Consider the following 25784-nt stretch of genomic DNA (forward strand, 5'->3'; position numbering starts at 1 on the left):
GTCGCGGCGAATGATGGTGCGTCCTATTTGTCGAGCTTGCAGCCGCCCGTTCCCTCGGGGCGGAATGCCTTGTCGCCGGGAATGACCGCGATCTTCTGGTAGTAGTCCCAGGGATATTTGCTCTCCTCGGGCTTCTTCACGCGATAGAGCGACAGGTCGTAGACGACGCGGCCGTCCTTTCGGATGTGCGCGGGGCGGCCGAAGAAATCGACCGGCAGCTTGCGCATCTCGGCATTGACCGCCTTCGCTTCGTCGCTGCCGCCGGCCTCGATCGCCTTCAGATAATGCCGCACGGCGGCGTAGATGGCGGCTTGCAGCTTGGTCGGCTCGCGCTTCTCGATCTCGATGAAGCGCTTGGCGAAGGCGCGGCTGCCGTCGTCGTCATCCCAATAATATTGGGACGCGATGTACATGCCCTGCGCATCGCGCAAGCCGATCGAATGGACGTCGGAGATGAAGGTCAGCATGCCGACGATGGTCTGCCCGCCCTGTTGCAGGCCGAATTCGTGGGTCTGCTTGACCGCGTTGACGGTGTCGGCGCCGGTACCGGCCAGTGCCACCACCTTGGCGCCGGAATTCTGCGCCGCCAGCAGGAAGGACGAGAAGTCGGTGGTGTTGAAGGGATAGCGCACTGCGCCGACGACTTTGCCGCCGGCATCGGTCACCGCGCGCGAAGCATCCTTCACCATGGCGGTGCCGAACGAATAGTCGACCGCGACGAAGAACCATTCCTTGCCGACGCGGCGGCTCAGCTCGCCGACGAGGCCAGCCGACAGTGCGTAGGTGTCGTCGGCCCAATGCGTGATGACGGGCGAGCATTTGTCGCCGGTCAAATCGGAGGTCGCTGCGCCCGAGACCAGTGCGGTCCGGTTGCTCTGCGTCGCAAGTCCGGCAACCGCAAGGCCGACCGAGCTCACGGCAAGATCGGTCACCGCGTCGACATGCTCGACGTCGAACCATTGCCGCGCGATCCCGACCGCGACGTCGGGCTTGTTCTGGTGATCGGCCGAGATGATCTCGATCGGTTTGCCCAGCACCTTGTTGTGAAAATCCGCGGCGGCAAGCCTGGCGGCGGTCACCGAGCCCGGCCCGCCGAGATCGCGGCCGCTGCCGTAATCGCCCAGGACCGCAATCCGCACCACGCCGTCGGAGATGCCCGAGCCATCCGGCGCGGCATACGCCAGCGACGTCGACAGCATCAGCGCGGCGATCGCGGACCATCTGCGCGTGGCGTCAGTCTGAAGCAATTCCAATCCTCCCGTCATTTTGCTGTGTCCATCTAGTGGACATCATTCTCATAATATGAGATAGTATCCGGGCAGGCCGATTGGTCAAGTGCGCTGGATGCAGCGCGCCCTGTCGAATTTGCGGATGTGGACGGATGGCGAAGAAACCGACGGCGGAAGCTCAGGACGCGGAGCAGGGCGTGTCAGGCGTGCGGGCGGTCGACCGCGCGATCGCGATCCTGCAATGCTTCACGCCCGATCAGCCGGCGATGAGCGTGATCGAGATCCAGAAGCGCGTCGGGCTGAGCCGGCCGACGCTCTATCGCCTGCTGCAGACGCTGGCGCAGCGCGACCTGATCCAGGCCCAAGGCGACCCACAGCGCTTCCGGCTGTCCCACGGCGTGATGAAGCTGTCCCATGTCTGGCTGACGGGGCTTGAGGTCGTCGTGATTGCACGCCCGGTTGTCGAAGGCCTGCGCGAGGCGACCGGCGAGACCGCCGCGCTGTTCCGCGTGCAGGAGGATCGCGGCATCTGCATCCTCGAATGCCAGAGCCGTCACGTGCTCTCGATCAGCCGCGGCGTCGGCGACAGTTTGAGCCTGACCCGGGGCTCGACCGGCAAGGCGATGCTGGCCTTCATGGACCCGGCGCGGCAGGCCGAGCTTCTTGCCACCATACCGGACAGCGCCGACCGTGCGCGGTTGGAGGAAGCCCTGGCATTTGCGCGGCGCAACGGCTACGCGACCAGCCACAGCGAGATCTTCGCCGGCACGGTCGCGGTCTCCGCGCCCTGCTTCGATCACCGCGGCGACGTCGTCGGTTCGGTCGGCCTCTACGGACCGGGCGCACGCATCGACGAGCAGAAGCTGCTGGAATTTTCCGGGCTGGTGCGCGAGGCCGGCCGGCAGATTTCGGTTCTGCTGGGATTTCAGGGTGCCGAGCCGGCCACTCCCCAACGCGCGTGATTTCGATCGGGCCGGCGGCGCTCCGCCTGCCTTCATGCCGCGCGAGCCGGGGATCGAAGGGACGCCGGCGCGGGTGAAGCGCCGGAGAGAACCCGGACGATCGAAACAGGTCCGGCTTCCCTGGGAACCCGGCGCGGCGGTCGGGGCTAGACCCTGCCGCGGTCCCCGGGTGGTGGCGGCGCATCAGGCAGACGTTAACGAATCTTCACGATCATGCGAGCTGTTTGGCCGTCGGCAGCGGTCGGCAAGATCGACACGCGTCCCGAATTCGTTCACAACTATGGCGATAGTTACGCAATCTATTGCTGCATTCGTCGCGACGGGACGCGCGCAACCTCGCCAGGACAGGCCTGGCCGACAGCAATCGTATCGCGTCATGATTTGCGAAGGAATTCTATGACGGCAAGCTGGGTCAATTCTCTGGTCGACAGTGGCGTCAAGTCCGACATGCTCAACTTTGCTGCGGACGGCGTTTTCACCGATGCTGAAGCCATTCAGTTGCTGGCGGATGTCGCCAATCGCGGGAGTGTCACCGCGAATGAGCTGAACTCGCTGCAGCTGATTGCGGCCAATCTGAACAGCGGCCTCTACACATCGGATTATGTCTCCCATCTCTTCAACCAGCTCGTTGATGGGAATCCGGCGAACGCCACCTGGACAGGGGGCGGCACTGCTCACATCACGCTCGGCAATCTGCAGGTCGGCACGACATCGACGCAGATGTCGGAGCTGATCGGAAAGTGGTTTCAGGGGACCGACCTTCCGGACCCAACCTTGCCGCCCGATGCAGGCGCGAGCGGCTGGACATTGCAGGGCTACAGCACGGTTACCGGACCGCTGTATTCTTCGGCGGGCGCAGCCACCGTCAACGACATCTGTCAGGGAGCAGACGGCGATTGCGAGCTGATGTCGGGTTTGATCGACGTCGTCGTCTTTCATCCTCAGGTCATGAGCTCCATGATCGTGGACAATGGAAACGGCACCTATGGCGTGCGCTTCTATGTCAATGGTCAGGAGACATGGGAGACCGTCAATGACGAGTTTCCAGTCGTCAAGGGCACCGAACTTGACTATGGCCACAACTACAATGAGCAACCCACGGCGATGTGGGTTGCCTTGGTGGAAAAGGCCTACGCGCAGCTCAGTTCGTCGGGACAGATTGGACACCCGGCCGTCAATAGCTACAACAACATCTCTGCCGATCCCCCGACGGATGTCTTCGAGAATCTGACCGACGCGACGAGCGTCAACTATTATCTGAGCAGTTCATCCTCCTGGTACAGCAACAAGTCCGTCTATATCGCAGCACTCTCCAACCACGACGATGTCATCCTCGAGATTCCCTCAACGTCTCCGTACACGTATGACAGCGCCGGAAATATCCAGCTGGTCCCGGACCATGCTTTCGGGGTCGTCGGCTATGACAGCGCGACGGGCAATTTCATCGTCCGTAATCCATGGGGAAATAGCTATTCCGGCCAAAACTGGGACGTGCAGTTTGAAGTCTCGCTGACACAGATCGCCAGCGAGGGCGGCGACTTCGTCATCGACAATTCCGGCGCCATCGACGTCGCGCCCACGGTGGTCGCGTCAAACATAACCGGCCGCGTGCAAACATCGGTTGCAGCGTCGTCCATGTTCTATACGACGGGCGGTTCTCTGCCCATCATCGAATATGCGCTTTGGAACTCCACGGGTAACGGGCACTTCACCGTGGGCGGGGTGGCGCAGGCGAACGGGGTCGAGATCGACGTCGCTGCTTCACAGTGGTCCAGCATTGCCTATCAGTTCGGTCCCGCGAGCGACCAGCTGTGGGTGGAGGCGTTCAACGGCGTATTCTGGAGCGCCTGGACCGAATTTACGGCAACCCCGCAAGGGCCCATGGTGTCGGCCGCAAACGTGACGGCAACGCACGGCCAGAGCTTTGCCGTGTCGTCGCTGTTCACCTATTACGACCCGTTCGGCCTCGCTGCCACCGAATACGATGTCTGGGACAGCGGCACCGGTGGCGGCCACTTCGTCCTGAACGGGGTGGCGCTTGCCGCCAATCAGGACAACTACATCACGGCCGCGCAGCTCTCATCATTGACCTATCAATCCGGCTCCGGTGTGGACACGCTCTGGATCCGGGTCAACGACAGCACGGTGTGGGGACAGTGGTCGAACGCCTTCACGGTCACCGCGCCGGTCGACAGCGGTCCCGTCGTGGCGGTGTCGAACATCGTCGCAGCGCATGGCCAGAGCTACGCGGCCTCGTCCTTGTTCTCCTCCTACAGCGATCCGTTCAGCAATCCTGCAACGCAGTATGACGTCTGGGACAAAGGAACAGGTGGCGGACACTTCGTTCTGAACGGGGTGGCGCTTCCCACCAACCAGGACAACTACATCACGTCCGCCCAGCTGGCCTCGTTGAGCTATCAATCCGGCTCCGGCATCGACACGCTCTGGATCCGCGCCAATGACGGCACCGTGTGGGGAGCGTGGTCGAGCCCCTTTACCGTCAATGCGCCGGTCGACACCGGGCCCGTCGAGGCGGTGTCGAACATTGTCGCGGCTCATGGCCAGAGCTATGCAGCCTCGTCGCTGTTCACCTACAGCGATCCGTTCAACAGCGCCGCGACCCAATATGACGTCTGGGATAGCGGCACCGTCGGAGGGAGCTTCGTTCTGAACGGCGTGGCGCTGCCGGCCAATCAGGACAATTACATCACGGCCGCCCAGCTGTCGTCGCTGACCTATCAGTCGGGCTCCGGCATCGACAAGCTTTGGATCCGCGCTAATGACGGCACCGTGTGGGGCGCGTGGTCGAACGCCTTCACCGTCAATGCTCCGGTCGACAGCGGACCCGTTGAGACAGTGTCGAACATCGTCGCGCCGCACGGCCAGAGCTATGCGGCTTCGTCGCTGTTCGCCTACAGCGATCCGTTCAACAGTGCTGCGACCCAATATGACGTCTGGGATACGGGCACAGGCGGCGGGCACTTCCTTCTGAACGGGTCGGCGCTGTCGGCCAATCAGGACAATTACATTTCGGCCGCGCAGCTGTCGTCATTGACCTATCAATCCGGCTCGGGGACCGACACGCTCTGGATCCGGGCCAATGACGGCACGGTTTGGGGGGCGTGGTCGAGCGCCTTCACCGTCAATGGTCCCTTCGACAGCGGACCCGTTGAAACGGTGTCGAGCATCGTTGCCAGTCACGGTCAGAGCTATGCGGCCTCCTCGCTGTTCACCTACAGCGATCCGTTCAACAGCGCCGCGACACAATATGACGTCTGGGACACGGGCACAGGTGGCGGGCATTTTGTCTTCAGCGGGGTGGCGCTTGCGCCCAACGTGGACAACTACGTCACGGCGGCCCAGCTGGCGTCGCTGAGCTATCAATCCGGCTCGGGCGCGGACACGCTGTGGGTCCGCACGAACGACGGCACCGTCTGGGGAGCGTGGTCAAGTGCCTTCACCGTGACTGCGCCGGTGGACACGGGTCCGGTGTTGACTCCGACCAGTTCAAACACGCTGTCCGTTCAAGGCCAGACGTTTTCGGTGTCTTCGCTCTTCACTTATTCGGATCCGTTCGGCAGTTCCGCGAACTCGTATGATGTCTGGAATAGCGGAGGCGGCAACGGCTACTTCACGCTGAACGGCGTTGCGCTGGGAGCAAATCAGGACAACGTCGTCGCGGCCTCGCAGCTCTCCCAACTCGCGTATCACGTCGGATCGGGCACCGACACGCTCTGGATCAAAGCCAATGACGGAACCGTCTGGGGCGCCTGGTCCAGCGCCTTCACGATCAGCGATCCCTCGATCATTCCAGCCGGACAGACCCTCGAGCTTGCGTCTTCGAGCTCGGCGCAAATCTCCTTTGCATCAAGTTCCGGGACATTGAAGCTCGATGACCCCGCCGACTTCTCCGGCACCGTCGCCGGCATGACGGGGGCCGACGCGATCGATTTCGCCAATATCAGTTTTGCGGCTGGGCAAACCGTGGGCTTTGCCGGCAACACCGCGGGCGGATCGCTCTCGGTCTCGGACGGCGTGCACGCCGCCAGCATCGCTCTGCTCGGAAACTACATGGCTTCCACCTTCGTTGCCGCGAGCGATGGACATGGCGGCACGAGCATTACGGTTCATCCCGATCAGGTCGCCACGCTTGCCCCGCCGCAACATGCGTGAGCGGCGCGGCTGCTTCGGCGCGCGGTTGCCTGCTTACGACGGCGTGCCCATCGCGTAGGGCTTCAGCACGGCATAGAGGAAATCGTGCGTCGGGGTCGGCACGCCGAGCTTGCGGCCGAGCTCGACCACCTTGCCGCTTAGCCAGGGCAGTTCGAGCCGGTTGCCGCGCTCCAGATCGAGCGCCATCGACGCTTTCATCGCCGGCGGTGCGTGCCCGATGAAGTCGAGCACTTTCGCAAGCGGATCCGGCGGCAGCTTGATGCCGCTGGCGTGAGCGACGGCGATGATCTCCTCGCAGGCCGAGACGAAGAACGGACGCAGGTCGGGATCGTCGCGCAGCCTGCCGATCGGCTGGCGTGTGACCGCGGTCATGCCGGCATTGGTGGCGAGGCCGACGAACTTCATCCACAGCTCGGTGTTGATCTGCTCGCTCAGCGTCGCATCGAAGCCGGCCTTCAGGCAGAGCTCCAGCAGCGCCTTGCCGCGCGGCGTGATGCGGCCGTCGAGCTCGCCGAAGATCATCCGCATGAAGGTGCCGACCTGGTTGATCACGCCGGGCTTGATGATCGAGGCGGAGATCTGCGCCACGCCGCCCATCACGGCGTTGCGGCCCAGGATCGGGATCAGCCGGTCGGGCGCGTCGATGCCGTTCTGCAGCGGGATCACCGCGGTGTCGGGACCGACCATCGGCTTGATGTGCGCGCCGGCGCTCTCGACGTCCCACAGCTTGACGCAGAACAGCACGATATCGACCAGGCCGACGCTTGCGGGGTCGTCGGTCGCCTGGGTCGGGACCAGGTGGGTTTCGCCGCGGCCGCCCTGAACCTTCAGACCTTCGCCGCGCATGGCGGCGAGGTGCGCGCCGCGCGCGATAAAGGTGACGTCGGCTCCAGCATGCGCCAGTGCCGCACCAAAACCGCCCCCGACGCCTCCGGCGCCGACCACTGCGATCCGCATGATAGTCTCCTTGTCCCACGCTTTGGCCCGCAGCCTCAACGAAGTCGGTGCGATGCGCAACCCGGCTTGTCTGAAAACTGCGTGACCGCAGCCTCCGCCTTCTTCCTGCGTTGAACTTGTCCGGGCGAACCGCTAAGCCATCTGCTGATGTTCGGGAGGAATGGGTGGCGATGACGGAGCCGACGGCGGTCGCGCTTGATGGTGCGACGGTGGCGTTTCGGTTGGCGGATGGACGCGTCTATACCGCGGTCGAGCAGGCCAATCTTACGGTTGATCATGGCGAGTTCGTCGCCATTGTCGGCCCGACCGGATGCGGAAAGTCGACGCTGCTCAACGTCACCGCGGGGCTGTTGAAACCGGCGGCCGGGTCGGCGCGGATCTTCGACCAGCCGCTCACTGGCCTCAACCGCGACGCAGGCTATCTCTTTCAGGCCGATGCGCTGTTCCCGTGGAAGACCGCGATCGACAATGTCGCGATCGGGCTCGAGATTCGAGGCACGCCGCGCGCCGATGCGCTGGCGCGCGCGCAGCAATGGCTGACCTCGGTCGGGCTCGGCGCCTTCGCGGGCCGCTATCCGCATATGCTGTCGGGCGGCCAGCGCAAGCGGGTCGCGCTGGCGCAGGTCCTGATTCGCGATCCGAAGATCCTGCTGATGGACGAGCCGTTCGGCCCGCTCGACGCCCAGACCCGGCAGATCATGGGAAATCTGCTGCTGGAATTGTGGACCGCCGACCGCAAGGCGGTGCTGTTCGTCACCCACGATCTCGAGGAGGCGATCGCGCTCGCCGACCGCGTCGTGATCATGTCGGCTGGGCCCAGCGCGCGCATCATCGGCGACTGGCGTATCACGCTGCCGCGGCCGCGCGATATCGCCGAAGTCAGGATGGAGAAGGATTTCCATGCCCTGCACCGCGAGATCTGGGGCGTGCTGAAGGACGAGGTGATGAAGGGCTATGTGCAGTCGACGCAGGCGGGAGCCGCCTGATGTCGCGCATCACGTTGCTGGCCCTGCAGGTTCTGGTCGCCGTCGTCACCCTGGCGCTGTGGCAGTTGTTTTCCACCGTGCCTGTTTTCGGCAAGGTGCTGCTGCCGCCGTTCTTCTTCTCCAATCCGGTCGACGTCTTCAGCCAAATCGTAAAGTGGTTCTCGAGCGGGGTGATCTGGAAGCATCTGGCGATCACGCTATGGGAATCGATCCTGGCCTTCGTGATCGGCTCAGGCAGCGGCATCCTGGTCGGCTTCTGGTTCGCACGGCAGCCGCGCGTCGCCGCGGTGTTCGATCCTTATGTGAAGATGGTCAACGCGCTGCCGCGCGTGGTGCTGGCGCCGATCTTCGCGCTGTGGTTCGGGCTCGGCGTCTGGTCCAAGGTCGCGCTCGGCGTGACCTTGGTGTTCTTCATCGTGTTCTTCAACGTCTATCAGGGTGTCAAGGAAGTGCCGACCACCGTGCTCGACAACGGCCGCATGCTCGGCATGAACGAGCAGCAGCTGATGCGCCACGTCTACTGGCCCTCGGCGCTGTCGTGGATGTTCTCCTCGCTGCACACCTCGGTCGGCTTTGCGGTGGTCGGCGCGGTGGTCGGCGAATATCTCGGCTCCGCCGCCGGCCTCGGCTACCTGATCCAGCAGGCCGAAGGCGTGTTCGACGTCGCCGGCGTGTTCGCCGGCATGTTCGTGCTGTCGGCCTTCGTCATCCTGATCGACATGGCGGTGACTGCCGTGGAGAAGCGGCTGCTGGTCTGGCGGCCGACTGCGGTGGCGCGGGATTAACCCACTAGCTTGGCACGTTCGGAACGAAAGAGGCCGCGAACGAAGGCGGCCTCTACGTATTCCGGCTGCGAAACCGTCAGGTCTTGTATCCTTGGCTGGTGCAGAACCAAGAGATGCCGGCGGTATCGAAGCCAAGCTTCAGAAAGGATTCCCTGCATTCGTTGAAGTTGTGGAAACGTTTGACGCCCTCCGGCCAGCAAACCACAGGGGTAGGATTGGGCCAGGTACCGGAGACTGAGCAGCCCGGTCCCGCGGCTGCTTGCTTGGCGAGTTTGGGTTTGGTCTCGGCATTTGCGGGGGCAATCGACAAGATTGCGACAGCTAGGCCCGCGAGGAGTAACGAGGCTTTCATGGCTATCTTCTCCCAAATCCCACCGTTGGGTCGGTGGGTGGGCGACTATACCTGAGGTCGTGTCGGAGGAGCGACTCAATTTGCGTTTCGGTTTGTGAGAAGCGCGCGACGGTCACGCGCGTTCGTGCGCCGGCGCGGTATCCATCAGCCCGCGGATCTTCTCCGTCACGTCGGGGTCAACAGGATTGTAGACAATCATGCTGAGGTCGGACCGGCCGTCGACCGCGAACGCCGAATATTCGAACTTGACCGGGCCGAGGATCGGATGGCGGAGCTGCTTGACGCCCTCGCCATGGGTTCGCACGTCGTTGTCGCGCCATAGCGCCGCGAACTCCGGGCTGAGCCGGCAGAGCTCGTCGACAAACGGTTGCACCTCGGCGGCAGCGCCGGCACGCGCCGCATCCACCCTGAAGGCGCCGACCACGAAGCGCGCCACGCTTGCCCAGTCGTGCTGCGCGGCGCGGACGCGCGGATCGAGAAACATGAAGCGCAGCACGTTGCGCTCGCGCGGCGGCAGCGATCCGTAGTCCGTCAGCATCACGGTCGCCGCCCGGTTCCAGGCGACGATGTCCCATGTCGCGGTCCTGATCACGGCGGGGCTCGGCAGCAACGCGTCGAGCACGCGCTGCAGCCGCGGCGAAACGCCTTCACTCTTCTGGTAGCGCACCTCGGGCGTGCGGCCGAGGCCGAGCAGGAACAGATGCTCGCGCTCGACATCGGTCAGCATCAGCGCCCGCGCGATGCGGTCGAGCACATCGGCCGACGGCGCGCCGCCGCGGCCCTGTTCGAGCCACGTGTACCAGGTCGCCGAGATGTTGGCGCGCTGCGCCACTTCCTCGCGGCGCAGGCCTGGCGTGCGCCGTCGCTCCGGCGGAAAACCGAACGTCGCAGGATCGAGCTTGCTGCGGCGATCCTTCAGGTAGGCGCCGAGCTGGTTCTCATGCGCGAGCGGTTCGCTCATCCTGTTAGCCATTATACCATGATAAGGTCACTACTTTACCACGATAGCCGGACCGCCCAGGTTTGTCTCCAGCAAAACCTGGAGACTTGCTGATGCGCGTGCTTGTCACTGGAGCCACCGGCTGGGTCGGCTCGGCTGTTACCAATGATCTGATTGCTGGCGGCCATCAGGTGCTCGGCATGACCCGTTCCGACAAGGGCGCGGAAGCGCTCGCTGCCGCCGGCGCCGAGGTTCATTACGGAACGCTGGAGGATCTCGACAGCCTGAAGAGCGGCGCTGCACGGGCCGACGCCGTGATCCATTGCGCCTTCAACCACGACTTCTCGAAGTTTGCGCAGAACTGCGCGGACGACCGGCGCGCGATCGAGACGCTGGGTGCCGTACTCGAAGGCTCGAAGCGTCCGCTGATCACGACATCGGGCGTCGCTCGGGTGGCGCAGGGCCGCGTTGCGACCGAAGACGATCCACCGATTCCGGTCTCCGAGCTTTATCCGCGTGCGTCCGAGGCGACGACGATGGCGGTGGCATCGCGCGGCGTGCATGCCGCCGTGGTACGGCTGCCGCCCTCGGTGCATGGTCATGGCGACCATGGCTTCGTGCCGCGGCTCGTCGCCTTTGCGCGCGAGAAGGGCGTCTCTGCCTATATCGGTGAGGGACAGAATCGCTGGCCCGGCGTGCATCGTCTCGATGCAGCTCGCGTTTACCGGCTCGCGCTCGAGCGCGGCGTCGACGGCGGTCCGTTCCATGCCGTGGCGGACGAGGGCGTGCCGTTCAAGGCGATCGCCGAGGTCATCGCCCGCCGGCTCAGCGTTCCGCTGGTGTCGAAGTCTTCAGAGGAGGCGGCCGAGCATTTCGGCATGTTCGGCAGGTTCGTCGCCTTCGATGTGCCGACCTCGAGCGCGCGGACGCGGTCGCGGCTCGACTGGCAGCCGCAGCAGCCCGGGCTGATCGCGGATATCGATCACCCCGCTTATTTCGCGTGAGCGCGCCGGAGTACCGACCATGACAGACGCCAAGATGTCGCTCGACGGCAAGCGCGTGATCGCAATCGGGGGATCGTCGGGGATCGGCTTTGCCGTCGCCGCGCTCGCGCGGGAGCAGGGCGCGGAGGTGGTGATTGCTTCCAGCAAACCGGCCAACGTCGATGCCGCGGTCGCGCGGCTGCCGGGATCTGCGGGCATGACCGTCGATCTGCGGGACGAAGCCGGCGTGTCGCGCTTCTTCGACCAGGTCGGCGCCTTCGACCATCTCGCGATCACGGCGGGCGATCAGGGCCTCCCGGCGTTCGGTGCCACGCGTGATCTCGATCTCGTTGCGGCGCGCGAGGCGCTCACTCTTCGTTTCTGGGGCTCGCTCGCGGCGGTCAAGCACGCCAGCCGTGTGATCGCTGCGAACGGATCGATCACGCTGACCGGCGGCCTGCTGGCACACCGTCCGCAAAAGGGGATGCCGTTTGTTACCGCGGCCGCGGGGGCCATGGAGAGCCTGGCTCGCGGCCTTGCCGTCGATCTTGCGCCGGTCCGCGTCAATGCCGTCTGCCCGGGGCTCGTTCTCACCGGGCGCGTCAAGCAGATGCCGGAGGAGAGGGTGCGCGGCTACGTGGCAGTCTTGCCGTTGCCGCGCGCGGCGTCGCCGGGCGAGGCGGCCGCGGCTTATGTCTATCTGATGCTGAACAGCTACGTGACCGGGCAGATTCTTCCGGTGGATGGCGGTGGTCTGCTGGTGTGACGCACGACGCCGTCATTGCGAGGAGCGAAGCGACGAAGCAATCCATCTACCTGCGTGCACGGACAGATGGATTGCTTCGCTTCGCTCGCAATGACGTGGAGATCACCCTACGCAGTGGCTCAGAGCGGGAAGCACCGCATGTAGGCAGCGAACAGCTTCTCATCGTTATAGCTCACCAGCCCCGAGGCAACCGCGTCGGCAAGTTCGAGGTCGCGGTTCTGGACGCGCAGCCATGCCTGGGTGTCGGCGGTGATGGTCAAAGCCGCATCTCCGACATGACGCCCCGGCACCACCTGCAGATCCTTGCCCTTGATCACGACTGTCATGTCCAGCGCGCTTGCCCCGGTGAAGCGCAGATGCGTCACGAAATCCAGGCCGCGCGCCCTGCCGCGCTGAAATCCGAGCGAGAGCGAGAAGATGTAGGACTGGATGCTGCCGGTATGGCGGCCGGACGTGACATGCTGGACCTTCTTGTGCGGAAACCGCCGCGTCACCGTGTCCTCGGCATCGGTATCCGGGATCACATAGACGAACTCGTCCTTGTCGATCAGTGGCTGCACCACCTCGGAGAAATGCGCGTCACGATCATGCAGGAACGGTCCGATCACATTTTCGCCAGCAGGGCAGGCCGAGATGCAATAAGCAGCCTTGTAGCCCGGCTTGAACGACAGCGATTGCCAGATGTTCAGCGTCTCGGTGCGAGGGACGCGGGCGCGATAATCCCTGGCGTCCTTGGAATCCGCGACCTTCTCCACCCACTGCGTGAAGTTGCCGAGGAAGTCGTGATAATTGTGGGTGTGGCAGGACAGGAAATCGAAGCCGCCGTCCGGCTTGATGGCGCCGACCGGGCAGGCGGCGACGCACAGCTTGCACTCCAGGCAGGGGTTGTAGTCGATCGGCTGGTCATAGGCGTCCACCTCGGATCCGAGCAGGACGGTGCCGAGCAGGACGAAGCTGCCGAATTTCGGGTGGATGATGCTGCGGTGGATTCCCATCCGCCCGAGGCCGGCTTCCACCGCGATCGGCTTGTGCTGGACCATCATGATCCGGGGCAGGTCCATCTCCATCGGGAAGGCGGCGACTGAGTTGCAGGCCGGGATGCCGTGCTCGTCGAGCGCGCGGACGATGGCGCGCGCGGTTTCGTTGACGTGGTCGTAGGTGCCGTGGAATTCCTCGTTGGCGACCGAGCGCGACGGCGAGCGCACCGGCTCGCGGTTCATGTGGCACACGATCGCAAGCAGGGAACGCGTCCGGCCGTAGACCTTGCGGATGAAGTCGCGCTGCGGCGCGATGGCGGCGCGGTCGAACTCGATGATGCCGACGTCATCGGCTCCGCACTCCCGCGCGATCCGCTTGAGCAGCTCCGAAGAGACCGGGACGTCGTGAACGTGCTGGCTGCCGCGCGCGCGCACCGCCCTGACCGTGGGGTGATCGTCCAGGCTCATGGTCCCGCTCTCTATAAAATGACGATTATCATCTTATGGAGCAGGCCGACGTCAGGCAAGTGAATTATCTGTCAATCGTCATGTAATGGAACTGCGCTGGGCGTGCGCGACCCTGAAGGCGGAGGATTGTGCAATCGTAGGGTGGGTTAGCCGAAGGCGTAACCCACCATCTTCTGTGCGGCACGAAGTCGGTGGATTACGCTTCGCTAACCCACCTACGCACCCGCTTCAATCCAGCAGCTTGGTATCGTCAGGCGCCTGCGGCGGCGTCTTGATCGCGATCGACTTGATGGCGCGGCCGTTCGGCTTGTTGCCGCCATGCGGCGTGCCCTTCGGGATCACGATCAGGTCGCCCGGCTTGACCGTCACTTCCTTGTCGCCGAGCCAGACCGTGCCGGTGCCTTCGAGCACGAATTGCATCTCGTTGGTGTTGGGGTGCATGTGCTTCGGCACGTTGCCGTCCTGGATCGAGACGGTGGCGCCGTCGGCGGAGACGAACGTCTTGGAGCGGAAGCCGACCTTGTTGGCGTCGCCGAGCTTGTCGCCCTCCATTTCGCCGGTGTGGATGACCTGCGCGGTGATGCTCTCGGCCGCGAGCGCCGGCCGCAGCAAATGGGTGACGCCACAGCCGGCCGCAAAGGCAGTGGCAATCGACAGCGCGGTTGCAAGACGATTCATGAAGGCCTCCCTTGGTGTTTCCCTTGAAATATTCTTGGTGCTTCTTCGGTGTTTTCCTGTATCCGCGATGCTATGCCGGGGCCGCAGGCTTGACCAGTTACCGGAAAGTCGCCTTCTCAGGGCAGGCCTGCTCCTCTATCTTGCCGGCCAGTCGAACGGAGGACGTCATGAACAAACTGCTGGGCAAGCTTGCCGGAACGCTGTTGGCGCTGACCCTGTCCACGGGCCTTGCCGCGGCGCAAAGCAAGATCACCATCGCGGTCGGGGGCGGCGCCTGCCTGTGCTATCTGCCCACCGTGCTGGCCAAGCAGCTTGGCGAATACGACAAGGCCGGGCTTGCGGTCGAGCTGGTCGATCTCAAGGGCGGCTCGGATGCGCTGAAGGCCGTGCTCGGCGGCAGCGCCGACGTCGTCTCCGGCTATTTCGACCACTGCGTCAATATCGCCGCCAAGAAGCAGGAGATGCAGGCCTTCGTGGTCTATGACCGCTATCCCGGCCTCGTGCTGGTGGTCTCGCCGAAGCACACCGGCGAGATCAACTCGATCAAAGATCTTGCCGGCAAGAAGGTCGGCGTCAGCGCGCCGGGCTCTTCGACCGATTTCTTTCTGAAGTATCTCTTGAAGAAGAACGGCCTTGATCCCCAAGGCACCGCCGTGATCGGCGTCGGCCTCGGCGCCACCGCGGTGGCCGCAATGGAGCAGGGCCAGATCGATGCCGCCGTGATGCTCGATCCCTCTGTCACCGTGCTGCAAGGCAGCCACGCCGACCTCAAGATTCTTAGCGACACCCGCACCCAGCACGACACGCTCGCGGTGTTCGGCGGCGAATATCCCGGCGGCGCGCTCTATTCGACCACAGCCTGGGTCAACGGCCACGAGAAGGAAGTGCAGGCGCTGACCAATGCCATCATGGCGACGCTGTCCTGGATCCATTCGCATTCGGCCGAGGACATCATGGCCAAGATGCCGGAGGAGCTTGTCGGCAAGAACAAGGAGCAATATCTGGCCGCGCTGAAGAACACGATCCCGATGTATTCCGAGACCGGCAAGATGGATCCCAAGGGCGCCGAAGCCGTGCTCGCGGTGTTCAGCGAGGGCTCGCCGGAGGTCGCGAAGGCCGGCATCGACGTCACCAAGACCTACACCAACAAGTTCGTGGATCAGGTCAAGAAGACGACCGGAAGCGCGAAGTAGGGCATGATCCGCAAAAGTGTGAAGCGGTTTTGCGAAGAGATCATGCCCAAATGAGCGACATGCAGTCTCCGCTGATTTGCCGCGTCACCACGCTCGATCTGGCATTGCAGCAGCGTCCCTGGCCGTTCGCGGACGAGCGGCGCGGCGAGATCGACGCGCATTTCGCCGAGCAGCAACGGCTGAACCCGAACCTGTGGAACGGCCGCGTCCTGCTCGGGCGCGATCCGGTGTTTGCCGGCGAGCGGCTCAGCGCGAGCTATTTCGAGACCGATTTCGCAAGCTTCCTCGCCTGGCGCGACTGGGGGTTTCCCGACAAGGAGATTTTCAACGGCTTCGGCATGGGCGCGCTGCTCTCGATCGACGGCGCCTTCGTGTGTGGCGTGATGGGCGAGCGGACCGCGAATGCCGGACGGATCTATTTCCCCTCCGGCACGCCCGATCTCGACGACATCAGCGGCGAGACCGTCGATATCGCCGGCAGCGTGATGCGCGAGCTCGAGGAGGAGACCGGGCTTACCGCAGCGGATTGCCGTGCGGATGCCGATTGGCACTGTATCTACACCGGCGTTGCGCTCGCAATGATGCAGATCCTGCGCGTCGACATGTCCGCTGAAGCCCTGCGTGCGCGCATCGAATCCAACCTCGCGCACCAGAAAAATCCCGAACTCGTCGGCATCCATCTGGTGCGCAGCCGCGCCGATCTCACCAGCGCAATGCCGCGCTTCGTCACCGCCTTCATCGAAACGCAGCTGCTGGCATAGGCGCATAGAGGTCCGCTTCCGGGGTGAGGCGGTCGTTGCCAGGATCTGGCTGACGTTTCCAACGAACCAATCTTGGGGTATCGTTAGCCGTCTCGAACGTGGCGAACCAGCATGCTCACGCTCTATTCCTATCCACCGCTGTTCGGCGTCGCCGACAACAACGGCTACGGCTTGAAGGTTTTCGCGTTTCTGAAGCTCGCCGACGTGCCGTTCCGGCACGAGCACATTTTTGATGCGTCGAAGGCGCCGCGCCAGCAATTGCCCTATATCGTCGACGGCGACGACACCGTCGGCGACAGCGAGACTATCCTCGCCTATGTCACCGACAAATATAGCGTGACGCTGGATGCGGCGTTGACGCCGGCGCAACGCACGACCAATCTCCTCGTCACGCGCACGCTCGACGATCTCTACTGGGTGATGTCCTATTCGCGCTGGCAGGACGAGCGGTACTGGCCCCAGTTTCGCGATGCGCTCAAGCGCGAGCATCCGGGCCTCACCGATGACGGGTTGATGAAGGCCAAGGAGTTCAACGCGAAGCGCTATTACTACCAGGGCATTGGCCGCTTCGAGCCCGACGCCGCGATGGCCCGTGGGCTCGCCGATCTCGCCGCGCTGGCGAGCCTGATCCCGGGCCAAGGCTATGTGCATGGCGACACACCAACGAGCATCGACGCCAGCATCTATGGCTTCGTGGCCAACATCTACTTCTACGACATCGAGACGCCGTTGAAGAAATTCGTGGTCTCGCACGATGCGCTGGTAGGGCACTGCCGTGCCATCCACGCAGCAGTCGGTACGAGCGCGGAATAGGGTCAAGTCGCCGAGATCGCACGGCACCCGGCTTCGCCCGGAGCCCGATTGCCGAAATGGCACACCGAGCTGTGGCCTTCGCCCGTTGGCTTGCGGGTCTGTCTGTCGCGCTTGCGGCGCTGGGCGTGGCTGGCGCCGCGCTCTGCTATTTCCCCTGCCGCGCGCTTTCGAGCAGCGTCATGCAGGCGTCGAGGCAGGCTGCTGCAATCGTTCGGCCGAGGGGACCCGGCTTCTTGTTCAACAGCCGATGCATCACCACGCCGTGCAGCATCATCATGATCGGATAGGCAATGTGCGCGGCCCTGCTTTCATCGACACCGGCGCGCACGATATGGGTGGTGTATCGCTCGATCTCGCCGGCCTGCGCACCCGTGGTGACACGCTCCATCCAGCCGCGCCCGTAGAGCAATTCATAATCGCGGGGGTGGGTGCTGCCGAACTCGAGATGCCGTACGCAGGTGTCCTGAAAGTCGCGGGATTTTGCGAGGTAGGCCGAGAAGCGCTGAAAGGCCAGCGTGCGTAACGCCGTCAGCAACGCCTCCCGGTCGGCGTAGTAGCTATAGACCGTCGGCGTCGTCGTGCCTGCTTCCGCGGCCACGCCGCGGATCGTCACGGCCTCCTCGCCGCCCGACTGCCACAGCGTGTCGGCGGCCTTCAAGATCCTGTGAGGCAGCTCCGGATCGGCGGTTCTCGGCATTAGCTCTCTTGCTTTTACAATGTATAAGTTATACGTCGTCTAAATAATAAACCCGAAACCAGGAGCAGGCAAATGGCCCTTTCCCCGAAACTGATTGGCCCCTCGATCTCCATGATCACCGGCCTGATCACGTCGACCAGCATGTCGTTCGTCGGTCTCGCCATGAACTATGGGTTCCAGCCCGATTTCGCCGTGCGCTGGCTGAAGGCCGCAGCAACGAGCTACGTCGTGATCGTCCCGCTGTTGATCATGGTCATCCCGCGGATCCAGCGCTTCGTCATGCGGCAGGCCGGGTTGTCGACGCGCTGAGGTCGGGTCGCAGCACAATGCGCACCGTCTCCGGGTTCGAGCCCCCGAACATCACAGATATCACGCCAATTCGTCCTTTGAACGCAACCCGAGGGTCAGCAACATGACGACGAAACATAAGCACGACAAGCCGATTCTCGTGACCGGAGCCGCCGGCGCTGTGGGCGGCATCGGCCGCAGCCTCACCGAATTCCTGCTCAAGAATGGCCACAAGGTGCGTGCCCTGGTTCGGCGGGAGGACGCGCGCGCCGAAGCCTTGCGGCGGCTCGGCGCCGAGGTCGTCAAGGGTGACCTGACGGACCTCGCCTCGATGCACCGCGCCATCGAAGGTTGCCGGCGTATCTATTTCGGTATGTCTGTCTCGGCGGCTTACCTGGAAGCCACGATCAACACTGCCGCGGTGGCGCGGCACCACGGCATTGAGGCTTTCGTGAACATGTCGCAGATGACGGTCTCGCAGATGAGCATCAACGAAACCACCGACAGCCCTCAGCAGAGGCTGCACTGGCTGGCGGAGCAGGCGCTGGCCTGGTCGGGACTGCCGGTCGTCACGGTGCGGCCGACGGTGTTCCTTGAGGGCTTCTTTCTGATGCTCGCCGCCGCCGGCGTGCGGGCCTCCGACGAGTTGGCGCTTCCGATGGGCGATGGCAAGACCTCGCCGATCTCGGCGGTCGATGTGGCGCGCGCGGTCGCGGCGATCCTCGACGATCCCGCACCACATATCGGACGAATCTACGATCTGACGGGGCCCGAATCCGCCGATCTGAACCACCATGCGCGTGCTTTCTCCGAGGCGCTCGGCAGGCCCATCCGATATCGCGACGTCCCGCTCACGGCGTGGAGCGAAGGCCTTCGGCGGGCGGGATTTCCCGAGCACGTCGTCAGCCATCTCTCGGCCATGACCGAGTTGAACAGGCAGGGGCGTTACGACCGTATGACGGACACCATATACACGCTCACGGGCGAAGTACCGGTGAACACGCGCGATTTCGTGAAGCGCCACGCCGCCGAATTCAAATAGTGTAGACTGGCGCTTTGATGAGGTGCTCGGCACAGATCGAAGCGGAATCCGACCGTTGCGGCGCCGGGATGGCGCGCTTTGGATCGCGGCCGTGCAATGGCTCGGCCGACCGGAATTCCGGCACAACAATCTGCCCGCGGTCACGCTCCGTCGTCGGTCTGGCGCAAGCGTATCGGGGCAATCCGACGCGGGCAGTCCAATGAGACCTATCAGGGAAGGGCAGGCGCTTCTGGCACGCTTCGTTCTGCTGCTGCTGTTGAGCGGCTGTGGCGAAGCGGATCAAATTGCGGAGCAGCAGTGTCGTTCCTTGGATGCCCGCAGTTCGGTACTCAGGACATTTTCGGACGATCAAAACAACAAGCTGGTGACTTTTACTCTCAAATACTCGAGTTCGCTTGAAGCAATGATGAATGCTGCGAAATCGGAAACCGAAAAATCGGCGATCTTGGACGGTGCAAGGAAAAGCGCTGTCTACAGCCTGGACGGCACGATACTCGTGAAGTCAAAGGACAAGGCAACGCGAGAAGTCACTTGCATTGCAATACTGTCCGTTAGCGTCCTGGATACGAGCGCGGAAAAAGAGATAGAATTTCAGGTGAAGCAAACGAGCGACGGAACGCGGCTCGTTTCAGTCAGTCCTTTTCTTTTCTCGGTAGACTAGTCCTGAAACGCCGAGCGGGCGTGCTCGGTATTCGGTCTGGTCGGCTATCGACCCGCCCGTGCGTCCGCGACCATTTGCTGAAGCTTTGATCACGCCTGCGCCGTGGCGACGCAGGCATCGTGCTTGACATCATGGGCCGCTCCCCCTGTGATAGGGCGGCACGAAAACAAAAAATGCAGTGCACAATCTCTGGGGAGGGATTCATGCCGGTCAGGAAGGCCGCCCGCTGGCTCGCGGGTCTGTCTGTCGCGCTTGCGGCGCTGGGCGTGGCAGGTGCCGCGCATGCGCAGGACAAGAAGATCAAGATCGGCGTGATCTTCGATCTGACCGGCCCGCTGGCCGGCGGCGGCTCCGAGCTGCAATACACCGGCGTCAAGATCATGCTCGACCACTACGCCAAGACCGGCGTCGATGGGTACAAGGTCGAGGCCGTCTATGCCGACGCGCAGAGCAAGCCGGATATTGCCATCAACGAGGCCGTCCGCCTGCTCGAGCAGGAAAAGGTCGATATGGTGATGGGCTTCTTCTCCTCGGCGCAATGCGTGCCGGTGGCGGCCCGGGTCGACCAGATGAAGAGGTTCATGTGGATCACGACCTGCATCTCATCGGGCGTGTTCGACGGCAAGAACTATAAATATGTGTTCCGTCCGCAGGCCGCCGGCAATCAGTACGGCATGATGACGACCGACTTCATCGCGCAATACTCCATGTCCAAGTTCGGCAAGGAGCCGAAGGACCTCCGTGTTGCCATCATCCATGAGGACGGCGCCTATGGCGTCGACGTCGCCAAGGGCAACGAGGCCGGTGCGAAGAAAGCCGGCTTCAACGTCGTGCTCAAGGAGGGCTATTCGGCGACTGCGCCCGATCTGTCGGCGCTGGTCACCAAGCTCAAGCGCGCCAAGCCCGACGTGATCTTCCACACCGGCTACAATCCGGACATTACGCTCCTATTCCGTCAGGCGCGCGAGCAGGGGCTGAAGTTCGGCGCCATCGTCGGCCACGGTGCCGGCTATGGCGTCTACGAAAAGCTGAAAGAAGGGCTCGGCGCCGACGCCAACTATCTCTTCAACACCGACCCGATCTCGATCTGGCTCGCCAACCAGAACGGCATGGATGCCAAGCTGCCGCCGGTCATCAAGATGGTCGGTGAGGCGTTCGACCGGCTGAAGCCCGGCGTGCCGATCCGCTCCGCCCATGTCGGCATCGGCGCGGCCAACGCCTATGTGTTCCTCGACGACGTGCTGCCGCGCGCAATCAAGAAGTATGGCGGCATCGATCCGGAAGCGCTGCGCAAGGCCGCGCTCGACACCGACATTCCCGAGGGCGGCACCATGCTCGGCTACGGCGTGAAGTTCTACGGCGAGGGCGAGCAGTACGCCGGCCAGAACGCGCGCTCGTTCCCGGTGGTGCTGCAATATATCGACGACAAATCCTATGTGGTGTGGCCGAAGAGCCAGATGCAGCGCGAGACCGTGCTGCCGCTGCCGGCCGGCACCACCTACAGCTACAAATAGCTCGCTCGCGAAGGGGACGCCGTGCTCGCCGTCGAAGGCCTGGTCAAGCGGTTTGGCGGCTTTCGCGCCGTCAACAACGTGTCGTTCCGCGTCAAGCAGGGCGAGATCCTCGGCCTGATCGGCCCGAACGGCTCGGGCAAGAGTACGATCTTTAACATGCTCTCAGGCACCTTGCCGCCGACCGAGGGCTCGATCCTGTTCGACGGCCGGGAGATCGCGGGTCTTGCTCCGCACCGGATCATCGTCGGCGGCATCGGCCGCACCTTCCAGATTCCGCGGCCGTTCCATCGGCTGAGCATTTTCGAGAATGTCGTGCTCGCCGGCTTCTACGGCCAGGGTCGCCACAGCCGCAGCAAGGCGGAGGAGGCGGCCGAGCGCGCGCTGGCGATGGTCGGCCTGCCGACCGATCGCCACAGCAGCGTCGAGGGCCTCGGGGCCGCGGGGTTGAAGAAGCTCGAACTCGCCAAGGCGCTCGCCACGGGACCGAAATTGCTGTTGGCCGACGAAAGCCTCGGCGGGCTCGACGAGACCGAGATGGACCAGGCCGCCGACATGCTGCGCCGGATCCGCGACGAACTCGGCATCACCATCATCTGGGTCGAGCACATCATGGGCGTCTTGATGCGGGTGGTCGACCGCGTGATGGTGCTGGATCACGGCGAGAAGATCGCCGAGGGCCTGCCGGCCGAGGTCGCCGGCGATGCAAAAGTGATCGAGGTCTATCTCGGTACCGATGCGGATGCGAGTCTGGCTGCCGCCGTCGCCGAGCAGGCGCGCCGCCGGATCGGGGCGTGACCAGCATGCTGGAGCTCCGATCGATCGACGCGGGTTATGGCAGCTTCCAGGCGCTGTTCGACGTCAGCCTCGACGTCAAGGCGGGCGAGGCGGTCGGTGTGATCGGTCCGAACGGCGCCGGCAAGACCACCTTGATGCGCGTGATCTCCGGCCTGATCCGCCCGAGTAACGGCAAGATATCGATGGAGGGGGCCGACGTCGTCAGGACGCCAGCGCATCGCATCGTCAGCCTCGGGATTGCGCATGTGCCAGAGAACCGCAGGCTGTTTCCGCGGCTCACCGTCGACGACAATCTGAAGATGGGCGCCTACATGCCCGGCGCCCGCGCGCATTACGCCGAGCGGCTCGATTTCGTGTTCGAGTTGTTCCCGCGCATGAAGGAGCGTCGCCACCAGATGGCCGGCACCATGTCGGGCGGCGAGCAGCAGATGTGCGCGATCGGCCGCGCGCTGATGTCGAACCCGAAACTGCTGCTGCTCGACGAGCCCTCGGCCGGACTCGCGCCAGTCGTGGTGCAGCAGGTGTTCGAGCTGGTCAAGCGCATCCGCGCCAGCGGGCTCACGGTGCTGATCGTGGAGCAGAACGTGCAGCAGGTGCTGCGCGTGGTCGACCGCGCCTATCTCCTGGAAGCCGGCAGCATCCGCGCCGCCGGCACGGCGGCGGAGCTCGCAGCCAGCGACACCATCAAGCAGGCGTATCTCGGGGTGTAGGATGATGACAGCAGGCCGTGCGAGTGCGCTCACATATTTCCCCGTCATCCTGAGGTGCGAGGTCAGCGGCGCACTTGCGCCGCTGGGCGAGCCTCGAAGGATGAATCGGCCACAGACGGGCCGTGCATCCTTCGAGGCGCGCGAGAGCGCGCACCTCAGGATGACGGCTAACTGGATAATGACGTCACGGTCTCCGGTGTAGCCATGCAATCCTTCCTCGACATCTTCGACATCTACCTGCTGGAGGCCGTGATCAACGGTATCCTGCTCGGCGGCGTGCTGGCGCTGTTGGCGCTCGGGCTGAACCTGATCTTCGGCGTCATCGACGTCACCTGGATCTGCTACGCCGAGCTCGTGATGATCGGCATGTACGGCATGTACTACCTCGTGCAGGTCTTTCATCTGCCGTACTGGGCCGCCGCGCCGCTCGTCATCCTGCTGGTGGCGCTGCTCGGCGCCGCGCTGCATTTCCTGGTCATCGCGCCGCTGTTGACGGCGCCGCCGATCAACCAGTTGCTCGCCACCGGCGGCGTGCTGTTCATCCTGCAGAGTTTTGCCACCGTCGCCTTCGGCATCGACTTCCGCAATCTCGGCATCCGCCTCCCGGTCCTGGCGCTCGGCGAGATGAATTTCAGTTACGCGCGACTATTGTCGTTCGGCGCGGCGCTGGTCGGCATGGTGGGCGTCTATCTGTTCCTGACCCGCACCTTCACCGGCACCGCAATTCGCGCCATCGCACAGGACCGCCAGATCATGCCGCTGATGGGCGTCGACCCAAAGCGCATCTATCTCGTCACCTCCGCGATCGGCGGCGGGCTCGCCGGTCTCGCGGCGTGCCTCTTGGTACTGCAATATGACGTGCATCCGTTCGTCGGGCTGTCGTTCGGGCCGATCACCTTCCTGATATGCGTGCTCGGCGGCCTCGGCAATTTCATCGGCGGCTTCATTGCCGCTTTCGTATTTGCCGAGATCATCTCGCTCGGCGGCCTGTTCTCCGATCTCGAATGGGGCTACGTGCTGGCGTTCGCCTTCTTCATCGTCATGATGTTCATCCGGCCCGCGGGCCTGCTCGCGAGGCGCTCGTGAACAGGCAGGTCGCCTTCTGGATCATCGCGCTGCTCGCGCTCGTCGCGCTGCCCTTCGTGCATCGTGATCCCTATCACCTGCACGTGCTGGTGCTGATTCTGATCTGGTCGTTCGCCTACACCTCCTGGTCGATCATGGGCCGCTTCGGCTTGGTCTCGCTCGGCCATGGCGGCTTCATGGGGATCGGCGCCTATGTCACCGCGCTGCTCTGGAACCACCTCGGCGTCTCGCCCTGGATCGGCATCCCCCTGAGCATGGCGACCGCGGGCGTGCTCGCGCTGATCGTCGCCTATCCCTGCTTCCGCTTCCGCATCACCGGGCACTATTTCGTGCTGGTGACATTGGCGCTGTCGGGCATCGTGCTGCAGGTCATCACCGCGACCCGCGACTATACCGGCGGCTCGCTCGGCTATACGCCGCAGCGCGCGCCGAGCGGCAAGGGGCTGTTCGCGCTGCAATTCGACGACAAGATCACCTGGTATCTGATCGCGCTCGCGGTCTGGGTCGCAGGCCTCGTGATCTGGCGCGCGATCGACCGCAGCATGATCCGCCATGCCATGGAGGCGATCTCGGAGGATGAGGATGCGGCGGCAGCGGCCGGCGTCAACGTCACCGCCGAGAAGCTCAAGATCACGCTGATCAGTGCGCTGATGACCGCGCTCGCCGGTGCGCTCTACTGCCAGTACCAGATGTTCATCTCGCCGGACACCGTGAGCGGTATCGCGGTCTCCTTGCAGATGGTGTTCGCGGCGATCGTCGGCGGCGTCTATGTCGCGCTGGGGCCGACGGTCGGCGCTATCATCACCATCGTGCTGGCCGAGGTGCTGCGCATCTCGTTCGGCACCAAGGCGGTCGGCTGGGACAATCTGGTCTATGGCGTGCTGCTGGTGCTGTTCATCATCTTCCTGCCCAAGGGCATTCTTGGTAGCGTGATCGACCGGATCAAATCGCCACGCAAGCCGTCGAGAGGCCATGAGCAGCAAACCGTCCCCATCGCTCGCCGATGAACTGAAACCCTTTGTCGCACCGTTCCGCTTCGACGGCGCAGGCGAATTTCGCCTGAAGTCGTATCCGACCGCCGAGAAGGGCGGCATCGACAAGGACGCCGGCGGCAAGATCATCGAGGCCAACCGCAAGCGGCTCAACGATTTCCAGGAGAAGCTCTACGCCCAGGACCGCTGGTCGCTGCTCCTGATCTTCCAGGGCATGGACGCTGCCGGCAAGGACAGTGCGATCAAGAGCGTGTTCGAGGGCGTCAACCCGCAGGGCTGCGAGGTCTCCTCGTTCAAGCAGCCCTCGACCAAGGAGCTCGACCACGACTTCATGTGGCGCGCCATGATCGCGCTGCCGGAGCGCGGCCACATCGGCATCTTCAACCGCTCCTATTACGAAGAATGCCTGGTGGTGCGGGTGCATCCCGAGGTGCTCGGCAAGCAGAAGCTCCCGAAGAAGCTGGTGACCAAGGACATCTGGCGCGAGCGCTTCGAGGACATTGCCGCGATCGAGCGCTATCTGTCGCGCAACGGCACCATGATCCTGAAATTCTTCCTGCATGTCTCCAAGGAGGAGCAGCGCCGGCGCTTCCTCGACCGGCTCGAGGAGCCGGCCAAGAACTGGAAGTTCTCGATGGCCGACGTCACCGAGCGCGCGCTGTGGGCCAAATACCAGGCGGCCTATCAGGACATGATCCACCACACCGCGACCGGGGATGCGCCCTGGCACATCGTCCCCGCCGACCACAAATGGTTCGCCCGCGTCGTGATCGGCTCGACCATCGTCAATGCGCTCGACAGGCTCGAGCTGAAATTCCCCGAGGTCGACAAGGCGGACCTCAGCGAATTCAAGCGCGTCCGCGCGGCGCTAGAGGCGGAAGGCAAGGGCGCGGCGGAAAACAAGGTGCCCGCGAAGAAGGAAGCGGTGAAAAAGTAGCGCCGCGTCTTTCTCTCGCTCGTGGGGCTTGCACGATTT

25 protein-coding genes are annotated in these 25784 nt (G+C 63.8%); 18 read left to right on the forward strand and 7 right to left on the reverse strand.

What is annotated here, in order from left to right; genetic code table 11:
• Positions 1–23 precede the first annotated feature (23 nt).
• Positions 24–1253 (reverse strand): ABC transporter substrate-binding protein, encoded by a 1230-nt coding sequence (locus tag BraRD5C2_RS33095; RefSeq protein WP_374708076.1) that lies wholly within the window; start codon positions 1251–1253, stop codon positions 24–26.
• 128 nt (positions 1254–1381) lie between these two features.
• On the opposite strand from BraRD5C2_RS33095, the gene BraRD5C2_RS33100 reads away from it, so the two are divergent.
• Complete coding sequence (locus BraRD5C2_RS33100) at positions 1382–2191, forward strand: IclR family transcriptional regulator (protein WP_223975575.1); 810 nt, start codon at positions 1382–1384, stop codon at positions 2189–2191.
• 396 nt (positions 2192–2587) lie between these two features.
• Positions 2588–6364, forward strand: a complete 3777-nt coding sequence (locus BraRD5C2_RS33105) for a C2 family cysteine protease (protein WP_223975576.1) — start codon at positions 2588–2590, stop codon at positions 6362–6364.
• A 33-nt stretch (positions 6365–6397) separates the two neighbouring features.
• Here BraRD5C2_RS33105 and BraRD5C2_RS33110 read toward each other — a convergent pair whose 3' ends face one another.
• Positions 6398–7321 (reverse strand): ketopantoate reductase family protein, encoded by a 924-nt coding sequence (locus BraRD5C2_RS33110; protein ID WP_223975577.1) that lies wholly within the window; start codon positions 7319–7321, stop codon positions 6398–6400.
• A 170-nt stretch (positions 7322–7491) separates the two neighbouring features.
• Here BraRD5C2_RS33110 and BraRD5C2_RS33115 point away from each other — a divergent pair, with 170 nt between their 5' ends.
• Together BraRD5C2_RS33115 and BraRD5C2_RS33120 are read left to right on the forward strand one after the other, a co-directional pair.
• Positions 7492–8307: an ABC transporter ATP-binding protein gene (locus tag BraRD5C2_RS33115; RefSeq protein WP_223975578.1), complete on the forward strand. Its 816-nt coding sequence runs from the start codon at positions 7492–7494 to the stop codon at positions 8305–8307.
• The gene (locus tag BraRD5C2_RS33120; RefSeq protein WP_223975579.1) at positions 8307–9092 is read left to right on the forward strand and encodes an ABC transporter permease; all 786 of its coding nucleotides are present in this window, start codon (positions 8307–8309) and stop codon (positions 9090–9092) included. Before BraRD5C2_RS33115 ends, BraRD5C2_RS33120 begins: the two co-directional genes overlap by 1 nt.
• A gap of 76 nt (positions 9093–9168) precedes the next feature.
• On the opposite strand, the gene BraRD5C2_RS33125 is transcribed toward BraRD5C2_RS33120, so the two are convergent.
• Both BraRD5C2_RS33125 and BraRD5C2_RS33130 read right to left on the reverse strand, forming a co-directional pair.
• Positions 9169–9444: a hypothetical protein gene (locus BraRD5C2_RS33125; RefSeq protein WP_223975580.1), complete on the reverse strand. Its 276-nt coding sequence runs from the start codon at positions 9442–9444 to the stop codon at positions 9169–9171.
• Positions 9445–9556: 112 nt separating this feature from the next.
• Positions 9557–10405, reverse strand: coding sequence for a helix-turn-helix transcriptional regulator (locus tag BraRD5C2_RS33130; RefSeq protein ID WP_223975581.1), 849 nt, complete (start codon positions 10403–10405; stop codon positions 9557–9559).
• A gap of 92 nt (positions 10406–10497) precedes the next feature.
• Here BraRD5C2_RS33130 and BraRD5C2_RS33135 point away from each other — a divergent pair, with 92 nt between their 5' ends.
• Complete coding sequence (locus BraRD5C2_RS33135; protein ID WP_223975582.1) at positions 10498–11388, forward strand: SDR family oxidoreductase; 891 nt, start codon at positions 10498–10500, stop codon at positions 11386–11388.
• Positions 11389–11422: 34 nt separating this feature from the next.
• A complete protein-coding gene (locus BraRD5C2_RS33140; protein WP_223975583.1) occupies positions 11423–12133 on the forward strand; it encodes an SDR family oxidoreductase in 711 nt (236 codons plus the stop codon).
• A 119-nt stretch (positions 12134–12252) separates the two neighbouring features.
• Here BraRD5C2_RS33140 and BraRD5C2_RS33145 read toward each other — a convergent pair whose 3' ends face one another.
• Together BraRD5C2_RS33145 and BraRD5C2_RS33150 are read right to left on the reverse strand one after the other, a co-directional pair.
• Complete coding sequence (locus tag BraRD5C2_RS33145; protein WP_223975585.1) at positions 12253–13578, reverse strand: 4Fe-4S binding protein; 1326 nt, start codon at positions 13576–13578, stop codon at positions 12253–12255.
• 228 nt (positions 13579–13806) lie between these two features.
• Complete coding sequence (locus BraRD5C2_RS33150; RefSeq protein ID WP_223975587.1) at positions 13807–14256, reverse strand: cupin domain-containing protein; 450 nt, start codon at positions 14254–14256, stop codon at positions 13807–13809.
• 167 nt (positions 14257–14423) lie between these two features.
• Between BraRD5C2_RS33150 and BraRD5C2_RS33155 the strand changes: the two genes are divergently transcribed.
• The 3 genes from BraRD5C2_RS33155 to BraRD5C2_RS33165 all read left to right on the forward strand — a co-directional run bounded on the left by BraRD5C2_RS33155 (position 14424) and on the right by BraRD5C2_RS33165 (position 17023).
• Positions 14424–15449 (forward strand): ABC transporter substrate-binding protein, encoded by a 1026-nt coding sequence (locus tag BraRD5C2_RS33155; RefSeq protein ID WP_223975589.1) that lies wholly within the window; start codon positions 14424–14426, stop codon positions 15447–15449.
• A 59-nt stretch (positions 15450–15508) separates the two neighbouring features.
• Complete coding sequence (locus BraRD5C2_RS33160) at positions 15509–16210, forward strand: NUDIX hydrolase (RefSeq protein WP_223975701.1); 702 nt, start codon at positions 15509–15511, stop codon at positions 16208–16210.
• A gap of 111 nt (positions 16211–16321) precedes the next feature.
• Positions 16322–17023 (forward strand): glutathione S-transferase C-terminal domain-containing protein, encoded by a 702-nt coding sequence (locus BraRD5C2_RS33165; RefSeq protein ID WP_223975591.1) that lies wholly within the window; start codon positions 16322–16324, stop codon positions 17021–17023.
• A 145-nt stretch (positions 17024–17168) separates the two neighbouring features.
• On the opposite strand, the gene BraRD5C2_RS33170 is transcribed toward BraRD5C2_RS33165, so the two are convergent.
• Complete coding sequence (locus tag BraRD5C2_RS33170; protein ID WP_223975593.1) at positions 17169–17720, reverse strand: TetR/AcrR family transcriptional regulator; 552 nt, start codon at positions 17718–17720, stop codon at positions 17169–17171.
• Between the two features lie 72 nt (positions 17721–17792).
• Here BraRD5C2_RS33170 and BraRD5C2_RS33175 point away from each other — a divergent pair, with 72 nt between their 5' ends.
• The 9 genes from BraRD5C2_RS33175 to BraRD5C2_RS33215 all read left to right on the forward strand — a co-directional run bounded on the left by BraRD5C2_RS33175 (position 17793) and on the right by BraRD5C2_RS33215 (position 25745).
• On the forward strand, positions 17793–18029 hold the full coding sequence (locus tag BraRD5C2_RS33175; RefSeq protein WP_223975595.1) for a DUF2798 domain-containing protein: 237 nt from the start codon (positions 17793–17795) through the stop codon (positions 18027–18029).
• Between the two features lie 103 nt (positions 18030–18132).
• Positions 18133–19050: an SDR family NAD(P)-dependent oxidoreductase gene (locus tag BraRD5C2_RS33180; protein ID WP_223975596.1), complete on the forward strand. Its 918-nt coding sequence runs from the start codon at positions 18133–18135 to the stop codon at positions 19048–19050.
• 91 nt (positions 19051–19141) lie between these two features.
• Positions 19142–19711 carry a hypothetical protein gene (locus tag BraRD5C2_RS33185; RefSeq protein ID WP_223975597.1) on the forward strand — a complete coding sequence of 190 codons (570 nt, stop codon included), beginning with the start codon at positions 19142–19144 and terminating at the stop codon, positions 19709–19711.
• 203 nt (positions 19712–19914) lie between these two features.
• Positions 19915–21225: an ABC transporter substrate-binding protein gene (locus BraRD5C2_RS33190; protein WP_223975598.1), complete on the forward strand. Its 1311-nt coding sequence runs from the start codon at positions 19915–19917 to the stop codon at positions 21223–21225.
• Positions 21226–21246: 21 nt separating this feature from the next.
• The gene (locus tag BraRD5C2_RS33195; protein WP_223975599.1) at positions 21247–22020 is read left to right on the forward strand and encodes an ABC transporter ATP-binding protein; all 774 of its coding nucleotides are present in this window, start codon (positions 21247–21249) and stop codon (positions 22018–22020) included.
• 5 nt (positions 22021–22025) lie between these two features.
• Positions 22026–22730, forward strand: a complete 705-nt coding sequence (locus BraRD5C2_RS33200) for an ABC transporter ATP-binding protein (protein ID WP_223975702.1) — start codon at positions 22026–22028, stop codon at positions 22728–22730.
• A gap of 204 nt (positions 22731–22934) precedes the next feature.
• Positions 22935–23816, forward strand: a complete 882-nt coding sequence (locus BraRD5C2_RS33205) for a branched-chain amino acid ABC transporter permease (RefSeq protein ID WP_223975600.1) — start codon at positions 22935–22937, stop codon at positions 23814–23816.
• Complete coding sequence (locus BraRD5C2_RS33210; RefSeq protein WP_223975601.1) at positions 23813–24823, forward strand: branched-chain amino acid ABC transporter permease; 1011 nt, start codon at positions 23813–23815, stop codon at positions 24821–24823. Before BraRD5C2_RS33205 ends, BraRD5C2_RS33210 begins: the two co-directional genes overlap by 4 nt.
• A complete protein-coding gene (locus BraRD5C2_RS33215; RefSeq protein WP_223975603.1) occupies positions 24789–25745 on the forward strand; it encodes a polyphosphate kinase 2 family protein in 957 nt (318 codons plus the stop codon). The genes BraRD5C2_RS33210 and BraRD5C2_RS33215 overlap by 35 nt, the downstream gene beginning before the upstream one ends.
• The last annotated feature ends 39 nt before the right edge of the window (positions 25746–25784 follow it).

Origin of the sequence: Bradyrhizobium sp. RD5-C2 (assembly GCF_019972155.1) — a bacterium.
Classification (GTDB): Bacteria; Pseudomonadota; Alphaproteobacteria; order Rhizobiales; family Xanthobacteraceae; genus Bradyrhizobium.